This window comes from Halomonas sp. SH5A2, assembly GCF_014263395.1.
In the GTDB taxonomy this organism is placed as follows: domain Bacteria; phylum Pseudomonadota; class Gammaproteobacteria; order Pseudomonadales; family Halomonadaceae; genus Vreelandella.
In genome coordinates this window covers 1,007,457-1,022,705 of the sequence record NZ_CP058321.1, presented here as the reverse complement: position 1 = coordinate 1,022,705, position 15,249 = coordinate 1,007,457, and the positions used below count along the sequence as shown (strand labels likewise).

Annotated in this window: 12 protein-coding genes; 5 read left to right on the top strand and 7 right to left on the bottom strand. The window is 57.9% G+C overall.

Annotated elements, in window-relative coordinates; translation table 11 throughout:
• Positions 1-8: 8 nt before the first annotated feature.
• The 5 genes from HXW73_RS04830 to HXW73_RS04810 all read right to left on the bottom strand — a co-directional run bounded on the left by HXW73_RS04830 (position 9) and on the right by HXW73_RS04810 (position 8,262).
• On the bottom strand, positions 9-1,571 hold the full coding sequence (locus HXW73_RS04830; RefSeq protein WP_186255155.1) for a SpoVR family protein: 1,563 nt from the start codon (positions 1,569-1,571) through the stop codon (positions 9-11).
• Between the two features lie 21 nt (positions 1,572-1,592).
• The gene (locus HXW73_RS04825) at positions 1,593-2,882 is read right to left on the bottom strand and encodes a YeaH/YhbH family protein (protein WP_186255154.1); all 1,290 of its coding nucleotides are present in this window, start codon (positions 2,880-2,882) and stop codon (positions 1,593-1,595) included.
• Positions 2,883-2,907: 25 nt separating this feature from the next.
• Entirely contained in the window at positions 2,908-4,830 is a 1,923-nt protein-coding gene (locus HXW73_RS04820; RefSeq protein ID WP_186255153.1) for a PrkA family serine protein kinase, read from the bottom strand.
• A 237-nt stretch (positions 4,831-5,067) separates the two neighbouring features.
• A complete protein-coding gene (locus tag HXW73_RS04815; RefSeq protein WP_186255152.1) occupies positions 5,068-6,111 on the bottom strand; it encodes a threonine aldolase family protein in 1,044 nt (347 codons plus the stop codon).
• 129 nt (positions 6,112-6,240) lie between these two features.
• Positions 6,241-8,262, bottom strand: coding sequence for an NADPH-dependent 2,4-dienoyl-CoA reductase (locus HXW73_RS04810; protein WP_186255151.1), 2,022 nt, complete (start codon positions 8,260-8,262; stop codon positions 6,241-6,243).
• Between the two features lie 212 nt (positions 8,263-8,474).
• Here HXW73_RS04810 and HXW73_RS04805 point away from each other — a divergent pair, with 212 nt between their 5' ends.
• From HXW73_RS04805 to HXW73_RS04795, 3 genes are all read left to right on the top strand, one after another.
• Positions 8,475-9,395, top strand: a complete 921-nt coding sequence (locus tag HXW73_RS04805; RefSeq protein WP_186255150.1) for a DMT family transporter — start codon at positions 8,475-8,477, stop codon at positions 9,393-9,395.
• A 108-nt stretch (positions 9,396-9,503) separates the two neighbouring features.
• Positions 9,504-9,824: a hypothetical protein gene (locus tag HXW73_RS04800; RefSeq protein ID WP_186255149.1), complete on the top strand. Its 321-nt coding sequence runs from the start codon at positions 9,504-9,506 to the stop codon at positions 9,822-9,824.
• Between the two features lie 146 nt (positions 9,825-9,970).
• Positions 9,971-11,539, top strand: coding sequence for a bifunctional GNAT family N-acetyltransferase/carbon-nitrogen hydrolase family protein (locus tag HXW73_RS04795; RefSeq protein WP_186255148.1), 1,569 nt, complete (start codon positions 9,971-9,973; stop codon positions 11,537-11,539).
• A 198-nt stretch (positions 11,540-11,737) separates the two neighbouring features.
• On the opposite strand, the gene HXW73_RS04790 is transcribed toward HXW73_RS04795, so the two are convergent.
• Together HXW73_RS04790 and HXW73_RS04785 are read right to left on the bottom strand one after the other, a co-directional pair.
• A complete protein-coding gene (locus HXW73_RS04790) occupies positions 11,738-12,037 on the bottom strand; it encodes an MGMT family protein (protein WP_085919828.1) in 300 nt (99 codons plus the stop codon).
• 15 nt (positions 12,038-12,052) lie between these two features.
• Complete coding sequence (locus tag HXW73_RS04785) at positions 12,053-12,916, bottom strand: LysR substrate-binding domain-containing protein (protein WP_186255147.1); 864 nt, start codon at positions 12,914-12,916, stop codon at positions 12,053-12,055.
• Positions 12,917-13,031: 115 nt separating this feature from the next.
• Here HXW73_RS04785 and HXW73_RS04780 point away from each other — a divergent pair, with 115 nt between their 5' ends.
• Positions 13,032-14,204, top strand: coding sequence for a TauD/TfdA family dioxygenase (locus tag HXW73_RS04780; protein WP_240538712.1), 1,173 nt, complete (start codon positions 13,032-13,034; stop codon positions 14,202-14,204).
• Between the two features lie 53 nt (positions 14,205-14,257).
• On the top strand, positions 14,258-15,196 hold the full coding sequence (locus HXW73_RS04775) for an ABC transporter substrate-binding protein (protein ID WP_186255908.1): 939 nt from the start codon (positions 14,258-14,260) through the stop codon (positions 15,194-15,196).
• The last annotated feature ends 53 nt before the right edge of the window (positions 15,197-15,249 follow it).

Genomic DNA, 15,249 nt, shown 5'->3' with positions numbered 1-15,249 from the left:
CCCTCTCATCACTCTTCGCCTTGAGCGCTTTCTTCCACCGGCCATCGATAACGACGCGTCACGCGCCCCTCTTCCATTGAGATCAAATGGACAGGGAAGCCCCATAGCTTCTGCAAGTGCCGAATCACCGGGTATACGCTGCGTGCCAGCGGGCGGCGGCTGTCTTGCACGTGGTGCAGCGTGAGTGAACGGTCACCCCGAATGGCCGCTTCCACGACTTGAATATTAGGCTCGCGCACCGATAGCGCGTATTGCGTCGCCAGCGCATCGCGTACCCGCCGGTATCCCTGTTCGTTGTGAATGGCCGCCACCTCCAGCATATCTTCCTGATCATCGTCGACCACCAGAAACAGCTTCTGGTCGCGCATTACCTTGGGCGACAAGAACTGCTGGATAAACGATTCATCCTTGAAGTTACGCATCGCGAATTCAACCGCTTCACGCCAGGGCGAGCCCGCCATATCCGGAAACCATTGGCGGTCCTCGTCGGTGGGTGCTTCGCAGATGCGCCTGATATCCATGAAGATAGCGAAGCCCAGGGCATAAGGGTTGATGCCGCTGTAGTAAGGGCTATCAAACGCCGGCTGGTTAATGACCGCCGCATGGGACTGCAAAAACTCGAGCATCAGCCCTTCATCGACATTGCCATCGTCGTAAAGGCGGTTCATCAAGGTATAGTGCCAAAAACACGCCCAGCCTTCGTTCATGACCTGGGTTTGCCGCTGTGGGTAAAAATACTGCGCCAGTTTACGCACGATACGCACAATTTCGCGCTGCCAAGGGGCCAGTAGCGGCGCATTTTTCTCGACAAAGTAGAGCAGGTTTTCCTGTGGCTCAGGAGGATAGCGGCCGCCGCTATGCAGCCCAAGCGGGTCATCGTCTTCAGGCGATAAGCTGCCGGGCAAAGGCTCGCCCTCCGGGCTATCAGGGATCGTGCGCCACAGCAGGTTCACCTGGGTTTGCAGGTAGGCCTCGCGTTCGTCTTGGCGCTTGGCTTCTTCTTCCGCCGAAATCGGTGACGGTCGCTTGTAACGGTCCACGCCGTAGTTTTGCAGCGCATGACAGGCGTCCAACAGTTGCTCGACCGCCTGGACGCCATGGCGTTCCTCGCACCGGGCGATGTACTGGCGGGCGAACACTAGATAATCGACGATGGATTCCGCATCGGTCCAGGTGCGAAACAGGTAATTGCCTTTAAAGAAGGAGTTATGCCCGTAGCAGGCATGCGCCATGACCAGCACCTGCATCATCAGGGTGTTTTCTTCCATCAGGTAGGCGATACAGGGGTTGGAGTTGATGACCAGTTCGTAGGCAAGCCCCATCTGGCCGCGCTTGTAGGCCTGTTCGACGGCTAGAAACTGCTTGCCGAACGACCAGTGATGATAGCCCACTGGCATACCGACGCTGGCGTAGGCATCCATCATCTGCTCGGTGGTAATCACTTCAATCTGGTTGGGATAGGTATCCAGCCGGTATTCGTCGGCAAGCCGGGCCAGCTCGGCATCAAAACGCTCCAGTATGCTGAAGTTCCAATCGGAACCGGTCGCAATCGGCTTGTGGGTGGCATTCATGGCGCACTCCTCAACGGGCGGTCAGTGCTGCTGACTCAGACGACGCTTGAACAAGTCACGGAAGACGGGGTAGATATCCCCGGCGTCGATAATCTGGCGCATGGCAAACTGCTCAGGGAAGCGAGCGGCCACGGCCTCATATTCCTGCCAGAGCGACTGGTGGTCGTGAGGGGTGATTTCCACATAGGCATAGTATTGGAGCTGCGGCATCAACTGCTTGACCAGCAAGTCGCGGCACACGTTTGAATCATCATCCCAGTTGTCGCCGTCGGAGGCCTGGGCGACATACAGGTTCCACTGCTCTGCCGGATAACGCTTGTCGATGATCTTCTTGACCAGAGTAAGCGCACTGGACACGATGGTACCGCCGGTTTCACGGGAGTAGAAAAACTCCTCTTCGCTGACTTCCCGGGCGGCGGTGTGGTGACGGACAAACACAAGCTCGACTTTCTCGTAGTGTTTCTCCAGAAACAGGTACAGCAGCAGGAAAAACCGCTTGGCGATGTCCTTGTGGTTCTGGGTCATCGAACCGGAAACATCCATGACACAGAACATCACCGCCTGGCTTGAGGGCTGGGGCTGCGCAGCCAACTGGTGGTAACGCAGGTCGTAGGTATCGATAAACGGTACGGCTTCAATGCGTTTTTCGAGCCGCTCGATCTCCGCCTTGAGCTCTGCAATACGGGCCGGGTTGCGCAGTACCGGGTCTTTACGCTCCTCGGCCTCAAGCGCTTGCCGGGCTTCTCGCAAGGCGCGCTTGATAGGCGCGCGCATGGCAATTCGCCGGGCATAGGCTTCCCGCATCGAGCGGGTAATGCTGATACGCGAAGGCACCCCGTCCCGCGCCAGGCCTGCGCGCACCATCTTGATTTCCTGCATCGACTTGAGCGGTTTGCGCTGCAGATGGGGAAGTTCCAGCCCATCAAAGACAAATTCCAGAAACTCTTCACGGCTCAGGGTGAAGGCAAATTCATCGGTGCCTTCACCCTGATTGGAAGCGTTGCCTTCACCAGACCCGCTGCCGCCGCCCTGGCCAGGCGGACGGTGGATTTTATCGCCCGCCAGAAACTCCTTATTGCCGGGTGAGACGATCTCGCGCGCCCCGCCCGGTCCGTGCTGAAACACCGGCTCGGAAATATCCTTGGTGGGGATCGACACCTTCTCGCCCCGCTCCATGTCGGTGATCGAGCGACGGTTGACGGCCTCTTCCACCGAGCGCTTGATATGCTTGCGGTAGCGCTCCAGGAAGCGCTGCCGATTGACCGCGCTCTTGTGCTTGGCATTGGGCCTGCGATCGATGAAGTAGGTCATGTGACCTCCTTTTTAAGCGCATCCGCTACTGGGACTTGCGTACGCGCAGGTACCACTCGGAGAGTAGCCGCACTTGTTTTTCGGTGTAGCCACGGTCCACCATCCGCGCGACAAAGTCTTCGTGCTTTTTCTGATCCGACTTCGACGCCTTGGCGTTGAAGGAAATCACCGGCAGCAGTTCTTCGGTGTTGGCGAACATCTTGTGTTCGATCACGCCTTTGAGCTTTTCGTAAGACTGCCAGCTTGGGTTCATGCCGTTATTTTGCGCGCGGGCACGCAGCACAAAGTTGACCACTTCATGGCGGAAGTCTTTGGGGTTAGAGATACCCGCCGGTTTCTCGATTTTTTCCAGTTCCTCATTGAGTGACTGGCGGTTGAGCAGCTCACCGGTTTCGGGGTCGCGGTATTCCTGATCCTGGATCCAGAAGTCCGCGTAGGTGACATAGCGGTCAAAAATATTCTGCCCGTACTCGCTGTAGGACTCGAGGTAAGCGGTCTGGATTTCCTTGCCGATAAACTCGACGTAGCGGGGGGCCAGAAACTCTTTGATAAAGCCGATGTAGCGCTCGAACACTTCCGACGGCAGCTGTTCACGCTCGAGTGCCTGCTCCAGCACGTAGAGCAAATGCACGGGGTTAGCCGCTGTTTCCGTACCGTCAAAGTTGAACACCTTGGAGAGAATCTTGAAGGCAAAGCGGGTTGATAGCCCCTGCATGCCCTCATCCACCCCGGCGGCGTCGCGGTATTCCTGCATCGACTTGGCACGCGGGTCGGTATCCTTGAGATTTTCACCGTCATAGACGCGCATCTTCGAGTAGATACTCGAGTTTTCGGGCACTTTCAGCCGTGAAAGTACCGAGAATTGCGCCAGCATGCGCAGCGTATCCGGCGCGCAGGGCGCGGCGTTAAGCGATGAGTCTTCGAGCAGCTTCTGGTAAATCTTGATTTCTTCGGTGACCCGCAGGCAGTAAGGCACCTTGACGATATATACCCGGTCAAGAAACGCCTCGTTGTTTCGATTATTGCGGAACGCCTGCCACTCGGATTCGTTGGAGTGGGCCAGGATCACGCCGTCAAAGGGAATCGCCCCCATACCTTCGGTGGGGTTGTAGTTGCCTTCCTGGGTGGCGGTCAGCAGCGGGTGCAGCACCTTGATGGGTGCCTTGAACATCTCGACGAATTCCATCAACCCCTGGTTGGCGCGGCACAGACCACCGGAAAAGCTGTAGGCATCCGGGTCATCCTGGGAATAGAGTTCCAGTTGGCGAATATCGACCTTGCCGACCAGGGACGAAATGTCCTGATTGTTCTCATCGCCGGGCTCGGTTTTGGAAATGGCGATCTGGTTAAGCCGTGACGGGTACAAACGCACCACCCGGAACTGGGAGATATCGCCGCCGTATTCTTTCAAGCGCTTGGCCGCCCAGGGCGACATAACGCTTTTGAGGTAGCGCTGGGGGATGCCGTACTCTTTTTCCAGCAGCTCGCCGTCTTCTTCGGGCGAGAACAGGCCTAGCGGTGATTCGTACACCGGCGAGTCTTTAATGGCGTAAAAGGGAATCCGTTCCATCAACAGTTTGAGGCGCTCCGCCAGGGACGATTTACCGCCGCCCACCGGGCCCAGCAGATACAGAATCTGTTTGCGCTCTTCAAGCCCTTGAGAGGCATGACGGAAGTACGCCACGATCTGCTCTATGGCTTCTTCCATGCCATGAAACTCGGCAAACGCGGGGTAGCGCCGAATGACTTTATTGGAAAAAATGCGCGAGAGACGCGAGTCCTTGGCGGTGTCGATGACATCAGGCTCACCAATGGCTTCCAACATGCGCTCGGCCGCACTGGCATAGACCTTGGGGTCACGGCGACAGAGCGCCAGGTACTCCTCAAGGCTCATGTCCTCTTGTTGAACGCGGGCAAAACGGTCTTGAACGTGATCAAAGATGCTCATGGAACTCTCCTGTAGCCCATCCCCAGGCAGTCACCGCCAGGCAGTCAACATCGGTGCGATGTGCCAAACGAGGTGTCGCTTATCAGCATAGTCAGCATTAGCAAAATGTGATGACTCAAACTTCAACGCTGCGGCGTTAATAATATGAGCGTAAGAGGGGAAGATTAGTTGCGTTGACAGGCCCAACGCACAGCGCCGCCAGAACGGCGGCGCCAGGTAGATAGGTCGGTGGTTGGCTTACTCGAGCACGTCCTGAATATCAGCCAGCAGTTGGTCGAGCAATTCAACGGTGGTGTTCCATGCGCAGACAAATCGCGCGCCGCCGGCGCCAATAAAGGTATAGAAGGCCCAATCTCTGGCTTTCAACGCTTCGATGGCACGGGGCGGCAATTCAACGAAGACGCTGTTGGCCTGGGTCGGAAACATCAGCGATACACCGGGTAACGCTTGCAGGCCGTCGGACAGGTAGCTTGCCATGGCATTGGCGTGCTGGGCGTTGGTTAGCCAGGCACCACTTTCCAGTAACCCCAGCCAGGGCGCGGAAACAAAGCGCATTTTAGACGCCAGCTGGCCTGCCTGCTTGCAGCGGTAAGAGAAATCCTCGGCCAGCTCACGGTTGAAAAACAGGATGGCTTCACCAAACGCTAAGCCGTTTTTGGTACCCGAGAAGCACAGCGCGTCGACGCCCACCTGCCAGGTCAGCTCGGCCGGGGTGGCGTTCAAGCTGGCGCAGGCATTGGCAAAGCGGGCGCCATCCATGTGCAGGCGCAGGTCGTACTTGTCCGCCATGGCCCGAATGGCCAGCAGCTCCTCCCGGGAATAGAGCGTGCCGACTTCTGTGGCCTGGGTCAGCGAAATGACCTTGGGTTTGGGATAGTGGATATCGCTGCGTTTGGTGACCAGCGCTTCAATGCCTTCCGGGGTCAACTTGCCGTTGGCACCCGGCGACGTCAGCAACTTGGCACCGTTGGAAAAAAACTCAGGGCCACCGCATTCGTCGGTTTCAATGTGGGCCAGCTCATGGCAGATCACACTGTGGTAGCTACGCCCCATCGCGGAAAGGGCCAGTGAATTGGCAGCGGTGCCGTTGAAGACAAAAAACACGTCGCAATCGAAGTCGAACATATCGCGAAAACGATCGGCGGCACGGGCTGTCCAGCGGTCGTTGCCGTAAGCTAGATCATCGGCTTGATTGGCTTCCAGCAGATACTCCATGGCCTCCGGGCAAATACCGGAGGTGTTATCACTGGCCAAAAATCGTGGGGTACACTCCGAGGTCATGGCGATAGTCCTTGTGGGTCGTCCTTTTTTATCTGACGGTCTTGCGGCGCGGGCTGGGTGCCACCCTCACCGTTAGCGACTCGTTAGACTTAATAACTAGGGATGCATCAGTCTATCGCCATTTCAGTGCTATAAGGAAGCCGCAAGGCGGGTTCCCTGGTCAATGGCGCGCTTGGCATCCAGCTCAGCGGCTTCATCGGCGCCGCCAATGACATGCACGCGGCCGCCTGCCTGCTCCAACGGCGCGATCAAATCGCGTACCGATTCCTGGCCAGCGCAGACCACGATGGAGGCTACGTCGAGCACCTGTTCCTGCCCCTCCTGGCGGATATGGAGACCGTCGTCGTCGATCTTGAGGTATTCACAGCCGGTGAGGGTTTTGACGCCGCGCTGTTTGAGCGACGCGCGATGCACCCAGCCGGTGGTCTTGCCCAGGTATTTACCCGGCTTGGAGGTTTTACGCTGCAGCATGACAATTTCTCTTGGCGACGCTGGCGGTGCAGGGGCTTTCAAACCGCCCCGCTCAGCCATCGAAAGATCCACGCCCCACTCCTCACACCATGCGGCCAGATCAAGCGTCGGGTGCCCCTGGTGGGCCAACAACTCAGACACATCAAAGCCGATACCGCCCGCGCCTATCACTGCCACCGTCGGGCCAACGCGATCGGGGTGTTTAATCGCTTCGGCATAGCTCAGCACCTTGGGATGATCGGCACCGGGCAGCGTCAGTTCACGGGGCATGACGCCGGTGGCAATCACCACGTCATCAAAATCCGCCAGGGCCTCGACCGTAGCGTCGGTGTTCAAGCGAACCTCCACGGCATGCTTTTTCAGCATCACGCGGTAGTAACGCAGCGTTTCGTTGAATTCCTCTTTTCCGGGAATCTTGCGGGCGTAGTTGAACTGCCCGCCGAGCTCGCTGCGGCGCTCAAACAACACCACCTTATGCCCACGACTCGCAGCAGACACCGCTGTTGCAAGGCCTGCCGGGCCGCCGCCGACCACCGCAATACGCTTCGCCGTGCGGGCAGGCTCAAGCGTCAATTCGGTTTCGTGGCAGGCGCGGGGATTTACCAGGCAGGAGGTGAGCTTGCCCGCAAAGGTGTGGTCGAGGCAGGCCTGATTGCAGGCGATACAGGTGTTGATCTCGTCGGCCAGCCCCGCTTCGGCCTTGCGTACCCATTCCGGATCGGCAAGAAACGGCCGCGCCATCGAGACCATGTCGGCATGCCCCTCGGCGAGTACATGCTCTGCCACCTCCGGCATGTTGATGCGATTGGTGGTGATCAGCGGGATCGACAGAGCCGCCTTCATCCGCTTGGTCACTTCGCTGAACGCCGCACGGGGAACGCTGGTGACAATGGTCGGCACCCGGGCTTCGTGCCAGCCAATGCCGGTATTGATCACATCAGCACCGGCCGCCTCAATCGCTTTACCCAGGGCGACGACTTCTTCCCAGGAGCTGCCCTCCTCCACCAGATCAATCATCGACAGGCGGAAGATGAACAAAAACGCATCGCCCACGGCGGCGCGGATGCGCTGGACGATCTCGATGGGAAAGCGAATCCGGCGCTCGAAATCGCCGCCCCATTCGTCGTCGCGCTGATTGGTGCGCTGGCAGATAAACTGATTGATCAGATAGCCTTCAGAGCCCATCACTTCAACACCATCGTAGCCCGCCTGCTGAGCGAGATTTGCGCAACGCACATAGTCGGCAATTTGCTGCTCGATCTCTTCACTGGTCAGTGCACGCGGTGTAAAGGGGTTGATCGGCGCCTGAATGGCCGACGGCGCGACCAGTTCAGGCGAATACGCATAGCGGCCGGCATGCAGAATCTGCATGCATAGATGCCCGCCCTCCGCGTGGACAGCGTCGACGACCTGGCGATGCTCCGCCAATTGCGATACTTCGGTCAGCGCGTTAGCGCCCTGGAATACCGCGCCCTCGGCATTGGGGGCAATACCGCCGGTCACGATCAGGCCGACCCCGGCGCGTGTTCGCTCAGCATAAAACGCGGCCAACCGCTCAAAGCCATTGGGCGCTTCTTCCAGATTGGTGTGCATGGAGCCCATCAACACTCGATTAGACAGCGTTAAATGCCCCAGCGTTATCGGGCGGAAAAGATGCGGATAGGCAGGCGCACGAGTCATCACGGTTCTCCAGAAGATTATTCGATGATTATTCAAACAAGCGTATGACATCCTGTCCATGACGTACAGTCCCTGTTTTGGCGACAGGTTCTGATGACAAGTTCTGGGGGCAAGTTCTGGGGACAAGTTCTGATGAAAGGGTCTTGCTCACTCTGCAAAAGGACGTCACATTACCCGGCTAACGATAAGGGACTGTTTTAAGGGACTGCGCTATGCCATTGATTTGTTTTTTAGCCCCGCTGACCACTGTATTGATCTGGTCGGGGAACATGACCATCAACCAGTTGACCGTAGGCGCCATAGCCCCCAGTAGCATCGCATTCTTGCGCTGGCTGCTGGCATTGCTGGTGATGACGCCTTTTGTGCTACCCGCCGCCATACGCCACCGCGAGGAAATCCGCCGCCACTGGCCCAAACTGGCTCTGCTGGGGCTACTGGGCATGGGCCTTTGGCAAGGCTTGGCCTACGTCGCCGCGGAAACCACCAGTGCGACCAACATGGGCATTCTGGCGGCGATGGTGCCGCTGCTGACCGTGCTGCTAAGCGCGGTGATTCTTCGTGAGCCGCCGACCCGTGGTGGCGTGGCAGGTGGGGTCCTGGCGTTTATCGGCGTAACCGTTCTGCTGGGTCGCGGCAACCCGCTTTCGCTGCTACAGCTGGAAGTCGCCTATGGCGACGCACTTATGGTGGTAGCAGCCACCTGCTATGCGCTTTACGGCGTGATGCTCAAGCGCTGGTCAATGAAGCTACCGCCCTGGGTCATGCTTTACGCCCAGGTGTGCTTTGCCGTACTGCTCCTGCTGCCGCCTTATTTGATGGGGCCGATGACGCCGGTGGATAGCCAAAACATTGGGCTCATTCTCTACGCGGGTATCCCGGCATCGATCATCACCACCTTTCTATGGATGCGTGCCGTCCGCCAGATTGGCGCCAGCCAGGCGAGTATTTTCATAAATTTGATGCCGCTATTCAGCGCCCTCATCGCCATGGCGTTTCTGGGCGAGCAGGTGGCGGGCTTCCACTTTATCGGCGGGCTACTGATATTGGCCGGCGTCATCATGGCGCAAACACTGACCCAGCCCTTGGCCTATGCCCTCAAGGGTGAAGGTGCTGACGTACGTAAACGCGGCTAATGAAATTCATACTTGAAAAAATAAATATCTCTACTAAAGTTATACATGCATTCGATGGTCAGACACCTTTGAATGAAAAAGCACTTAACCAGATCATAAGGATTTGCTATGAAAAACGTAATTAGGACAGTCGCGCTGGTAGGCACGTTTGGATTGATGTCAGGCTTTGTATTTGCCGATCATCATGAAGACATGAAAGATCATGATTTGAATGAAGCAGAACAAAGTGTTGAATCCGCCAATGATCCAGACGACGGTCAGTCCGAGCCGGATGCAATGATCTCCGATGAAGCTGTTGTGGAAGATGAGAACATCTCGGACAGCGCCAACGATCCAGATGATGGCACTACCAATTCTGAAGGCCAGTTGAAAGACGGTGAAGTCGCAGAAGATAATGGCGTCGATTCTGCGAACGATCCAGAAGATTAATTATCTGCCTCATTATCTCATGAAGCCCCGGCGCCTGGCCGGGGCTTTTTTGTTAGCACCCAGGGACAAGGCCAGAGCCATTGTCCCCTGCTGGTCGGGTAAGAGTGATATCATATCGCCATTATTTTTTATATGAAGGGTGATGAATGTCCCTAGAAGAACTGCACCTTAATCTCCGCAACCTGACGACGAATGACTATGAACAGCTGAAGACGCTAATGGATGCGGTGTATCACGATATCGGGGGTGCCTGGCCGAAGCTCACCATCGACAAGCTGATTCAGGAGTTTCCCGATGGCCAGATCGCCATCGAGGACGATGGCAAGCTGGTTGGTGTGGCGCTGACCGTTCAGGTGGATTACGACGAGTTCTCCAACCCGCACAAGTACGACGACCTGATCGGCCATCGTGAGATCATCCGTAATGATCAGGATGGCGATGCCATGTACGGGCTGGATGTGCTGATTCATCCCGACTACCGGGGCTACCGCCTGGGTCGCCGCCTTTACGAGGCGCGCAAGGAACTGTGCCGTTCGCATAACCTGCGGGCCATCCTGGCGGGTGGTCGAATTCCCGAATATCACCAGCATTCTGATGAGCTCTCTCCGGCCCAGTACATCGATAAAGTATCGCGTAAAGAGATTTACGACCCGATTCTGTCGTTCCAACTGGCTAACGATTTCCAGGTCAAACGCCTGCTGCGCAAGTACCTGCCGGAAGACGAGCAGTCGCGGGGCTACGCCACGCTGCTTGAGTGGAACAACATTCTTTTCGAGCCTGCGGAAAGCGTACTCGATACCCGCCCGACCCAGGTGCGCGTGGGGGCGGTGCAGTGGCAGATGCGCGAGTTCTCTTCTGTAGAAGCCGCATTACAGCAGATCGAGTACTTTGTGGACGCGCTGTCGGATTATCAGAGCGATTTTGCCGTCTTCCCCGAGCTGTTCAACGCGCCACTGATGGGGCTTCAGGACCGAGAAGCCCAGCAAGACCAGATGGGCGCGATTCGCTTTCTGGCGGGCTTTACCGAGCGCTTTGTCGCCGAGCTTTCGCGGATGGCGGTGTCTTACAACATCAACATTATCGGCGGCTCGATGATCGAGACCGGCGAGGATGACCGGCTGTATAACGTGACCTACCTGCTCCACCGCGATGGCAGCGTCGAGAAGCAGTCGAAATTGCATATCACGCCCCAGGAGCGCCGTGACTGGGTCATCGAAGGCGGCGACGATCTGCAGGTGTTCGATACCGACGCAGGCCGCGTGGGCATTCTGATTTGCTACGACGTGGAGTTCCCGGAACTGGGCCGTCTGCTTGCCGACCAGGACATGGACATTCTGTTTGTGCCTTTCTGGACCGACACCAAAAACGGTTACCTGCGGGTGCGTCACTGCGCTCAGGCACGCGCCATCGAAAACGAATGCTACGTGGTGCTGTGCGGCAGCGTGGGTAACCTGCCGTCGATCGAGAACCTGGATATCCAATATGCGCAGTCGGCGGTATTCTCGCCCTCTGACTTCGCGTTCCCCCATGACGCGGTACTGGCGGAAACCACGCCCAATACCGAGATGATCTTCTTCTCGGATCTGGACCTGACTCGCCTGACCGTGGTGCGCGCCGAAGGCTCGGTGACCAACCTGAAAGACCGCCGCAAGGATCTCTTCGACCTGCGCTGGCGCGACTGGTCCTGGAAGTCAGGCGCCAATCTCGATGACTGATTTGAAGTCAGCTTAAGCTTTAAGCACCTCGTAGGATCGGAATCAGCTCGAAGCGGGGGTTATTCGCCATGGCCGGAAACTATTCCCGACGTTTCCGGCATTTCCGCCATCCATGGCGGTCAGATGGCGAATGTAGCGCCCAGGGATGGGGTCACAGCGCCCCCGCGGAGGGCTGTTCCGATCCGGAAGTCTGACTCGTTAGTCTGGCCAGACAAGGTGTGCAGGGACGCGCCCCTTGGCATCAAACGCCACGCCTTCATCGCGCAGTTTTTGATGTTGGCGGGCTGCGCCGCCGTGGTCGGCCAGTTTCAACGACGCGGCAATGACCCGGTGCCAGGGCAACTGGTGACCGTCCGGCAAATGACGCATTGCCGACCCTACCATGCGTGGGGTCGCGCCTTCGGTCATGGCCGCAATCCGCCCGTAGGTCGTGACCCGCCCCGCCGGTATCTGATCGACAATGGTATAGATCTGTTCGAGTAGTTCGGGCCGGGGCATCGCTTTACTCTCCTTCTAAATCGCATTTATCAACCACTGCCATACCGTTTCAGCGTCTTCGCTCACGATACGACGGCTGGGCCTTACAAGCCAGAAACGCTCCTCGCTGGGTACGCTGACCGAAAACGGGGCCACGAGATCATCGCGCTGCTCGAGCAAGCGACGATGCGTCAGCGCGACGCCGCCTCCCTGGCTTGCCAGCGCCAGCGTCATGACCTGATTATCGCAGGTCAGCGCGTGGCATTGTGCTTCCAGATGCGACACCCCCGCCGTTTGCAACCAGCCGGGCCAGCCGACCCCAAAACCCACTGCATGAAGCAGCGTATGCCCGGCCAAGGCCTCGGGTGAGGTAAGTTCTTCGGCGATCTGTGGAGAACACACCGGCAATAGCTGCTCATCGCCAAGCGGCCACATCTCGACACCGCTCCACTCACCTCGCCCATAGCGAATTTCGATATCCGCGCCTTCCGGACCAAAGTCATCCGGCCAGATAGCGCTGACCAGGCGCAGCGACAGGTGGCGGTGCTGACGATGCAGCTGAACCAGCCGGGGCGCTAGCCACGACTGCTGAATGATAGGCGTCGTGCGCAGCGTGATCGGCTGTTCACTGGTCATGCCGAAAACTTCCGACGTACCTTCGCTGATACGCGCAAACGCATCATGAATGCTGGGCAACCAGGCCTGGCCAGCAGGGCTCAGGGTAAGACTGCGGGCATGGCGAACGAAAAGCTTCTGCCCCAGACGGTCTTCCAGCAGCCGGATACGCTGACTGATCGCCGCCTGGGTCACCCCAAGCTCATTGCCTGCAGCGGTAAAGCTGAGCGTTCGTGCAGCGGATTCAAAGGCTTGTAGCCATAGTAGTGGCGGCAACGCGTTCATGAAAAAGCTACCTATAAGCTGAATGGGGTCTTAGGGGCCAGATTAATCGTTTGTCACTGCCATTGCGACTGCGCATCCTAGCAGGGCGTTATCTAGTCAATGCCGGGAGGAAGTGATGAACAGTACCGTTTTCGCTGAAGAGCAACACCAAGCGCCCCAAATGGGTGAATTAACCCCCTACCAGGACGGTCCATCACTGACTGAGGCGGTGCCCACCGACGAGGGCATCCGCCTTGCATGGCAGGATGGCCAGCACACCACGCTACCGCTGCTGTGGCTGCGGGACCATTGCGCCTGCCCTGCCTGCCGGCACCCGCAAACCCGCGAGCGCTTGTACCTGCCGCTTGAGGATATCAGCGAAACGCCGGCCATCGAACTGGTAGGGGGGCATCTCTACCTGACCTGGCAGGATGGTCACGAGAGCGCCTTCCACAGCGGCTGGCTTTACCAGCGTCGCCCGGAAGCCGAGATCCCCACGGCCGTTCCATCGCTGGCCCCCTGGCGGGATCAGTTCACCCCTGAACGCATCCGCCATGCCGATTTCTTGACACCCGACGGCGAAAAAGCCTGGCTGACCGCCATGCTGCGCGATGGTTTGGCGCTAATCACCGAGGGCCCGCTGGTTGAGGAAGAAGTCAGCCGTCTGGCGGAGCGTATCGGCCCCCAGCGGGCAACCAACTTCGGTTCGCGCTTTGATGTGCGCTCAAAGCCCAACCCCAACAATGCCGCCTACACCGCCGTTGGCCTGCCGTTGCATATCGATTTGCCCAACTGGCGCCAGCCGCCGGATATTCAACTGCTCTACTGCCTGCAAAACGAGGCAAGCGGCGGCCAATCACTGTTTGCCGACGGCGCCCGCGTGGTCAACGCCCTACGCCAACAGGATCCGGAAGCCCTGAAGATTCTGAGCGAAACCGCGATCGATTTTCGCTTTCAGGATGACACTCACGATATCTCGGTGCGTGAGCCGGTGGTCAAGCTCGACGCTGACGACAACCTTGTCGAAATCCGCCTCAACAACTGGATTCGCGACACGCTACACCTGCCGACGTCCAAGATGGCCGCCTGGTACCGCGCCTACCGCGTTCTATGGCAGCTGTTTCACAGCGAAGCGCACCAGATCGAGTTCACCTTATTACCTGGCCAGATGGTGGCGTTCGATAACCGCCGCGTCCTCCACGGACGGCGCGAATTTGATCCCAACAGCGGCGCACGTCACTTGCAGGGCACCTATCTAGACCGCGACATGCTCGCTTCCAAGCTGCGCGTTCTCGCTCGCAGTGCATGAGAAGGTGCATAACGAGCATACATTGATAATAAACCAAGCAAGGAGATCGTATGATGACACACCTGAAACCTCTCGCCTCGGGCATTGCCCTTGCCAGCGTAGCGTTGTTTGCTTCTGCAGCCCACGCTGATGACGAAACCCTCGACTTTGGCGTGCCCGCCTGGCCTGGTATTACCGTCAAGACCGCCATCGCCGAACAGCTGCTTGAACCGTTGGGCTACGAGACCACCACTCAGGCAATCGGCCTGCAGGTGATCTACCAGGGTATTGAAAGCGGCGATATCGATACCTTCCTGGGTGCCTGGCTGCCCGCTCAGCGCGATATGTTCAACCCGCGCAAGGAATCCGGCGTACTGGTCGATGTGGCCAACAACGTCGATGGCGCGCAAATGACCCTGGCCGTGCCGGAATACCTCTATGAAGACGGCCTGCAAAGCTTTGCCGACCTCGATGACTACCGTGATCAACTAGATGGCAAGATTCATGGTTTTGGTGCCGGTTCGGCGGCCAGCGAAATCCTTAACAACGCCATTGATAACGACACCTGGGGACTCGGCGACTGGCAACTGGTCGACACCAGCGAAGTTGCGATGCTCTCCGCCGCCCGCGATTCAATCTCTCGTGAAGAGCCCATCGTATGGGTTGGTTGGACGCCGCACTGGATGAACCTTGAGTTACCGATGCGCTATCTCGACGACGAGAAAGACCTGTTCGGCGAGAACAACGGCGAAAGCGAAGTGCTCACCCTGATGCGCTCCGGTTACGCCGACGCCAATCCCAATGTGGTGACCTTCTTTGAACAGTTCACCTTCAGCGCCGAAGAGCAAAGCTGGATGATTCAGCAATTTGGTCAGGAAGAGCGCGAGCTGGATGGTGTCGCCGAGCAGTGGATCAATGAAAACGCCGAGCGAGTAGAAGCGATGCTCGCCGACGTGACCACCACCGACGGCGACCCCGCCTGGCCGGTTATCGAGGCCCAGCTTAAAGAGTAAACGTTTCAACAGCTTCGCCTTCTACCCATCGGCGGGGAAGCGTATGCTAGCGC

Bases quoted from the DNA above. Each gene is read 5' to 3' on its own strand.
- HXW73_RS04830 (WP_186255155.1), bottom strand. From the start codon at position 1,571: ATGAATGCCACCCACAAGCCGATTGCGACCGGTTCCGATTGGAACTTC.
- HXW73_RS04825 (WP_186255154.1), bottom strand. From the start codon at position 2,882: ATGACCTACTTCATCGATCGCAGGCCCAATGCCAAGCACAAGAGCGCG.
- HXW73_RS04820 (WP_186255153.1), bottom strand. From the start codon at position 4,830: ATGAGCATCTTTGATCACGTTCAAGACCGTTTTGCCCGCGTTCAACAA.
- HXW73_RS04815 (WP_186255152.1), bottom strand. From the start codon at position 6,111: ATGACCTCGGAGTGTACCCCACGATTTTTGGCCAGTGATAACACCTCC.
- HXW73_RS04810 (WP_186255151.1), bottom strand. From the start codon at position 8,262: ATGACTCGTGCGCCTGCCTATCCGCATCTTTTCCGCCCGATAACGCTG.
- HXW73_RS04805 (WP_186255150.1), top strand. From the start codon at position 8,475: ATGCCATTGATTTGTTTTTTAGCCCCGCTGACCACTGTATTGATCTGG.
- HXW73_RS04800 (WP_186255149.1), top strand. From the start codon at position 9,504: ATGAAAAACGTAATTAGGACAGTCGCGCTGGTAGGCACGTTTGGATTG.
- HXW73_RS04795 (WP_186255148.1), top strand. From the start codon at position 9,971: ATGTCCCTAGAAGAACTGCACCTTAATCTCCGCAACCTGACGACGAAT.
- HXW73_RS04790 (WP_085919828.1), bottom strand. From the start codon at position 12,037: ATGCCCCGGCCCGAACTACTCGAACAGATCTATACCATTGTCGATCAG.
- HXW73_RS04785 (WP_186255147.1), bottom strand. From the start codon at position 12,916: ATGAACGCGTTGCCGCCACTACTATGGCTACAAGCCTTTGAATCCGCT.
- HXW73_RS04780 (WP_240538712.1), top strand. From the start codon at position 13,032: ATGAACAGTACCGTTTTCGCTGAAGAGCAACACCAAGCGCCCCAAATG.
- HXW73_RS04775 (WP_186255908.1), top strand. From the start codon at position 14,258: ATGACACACCTGAAACCTCTCGCCTCGGGCATTGCCCTTGCCAGCGTA.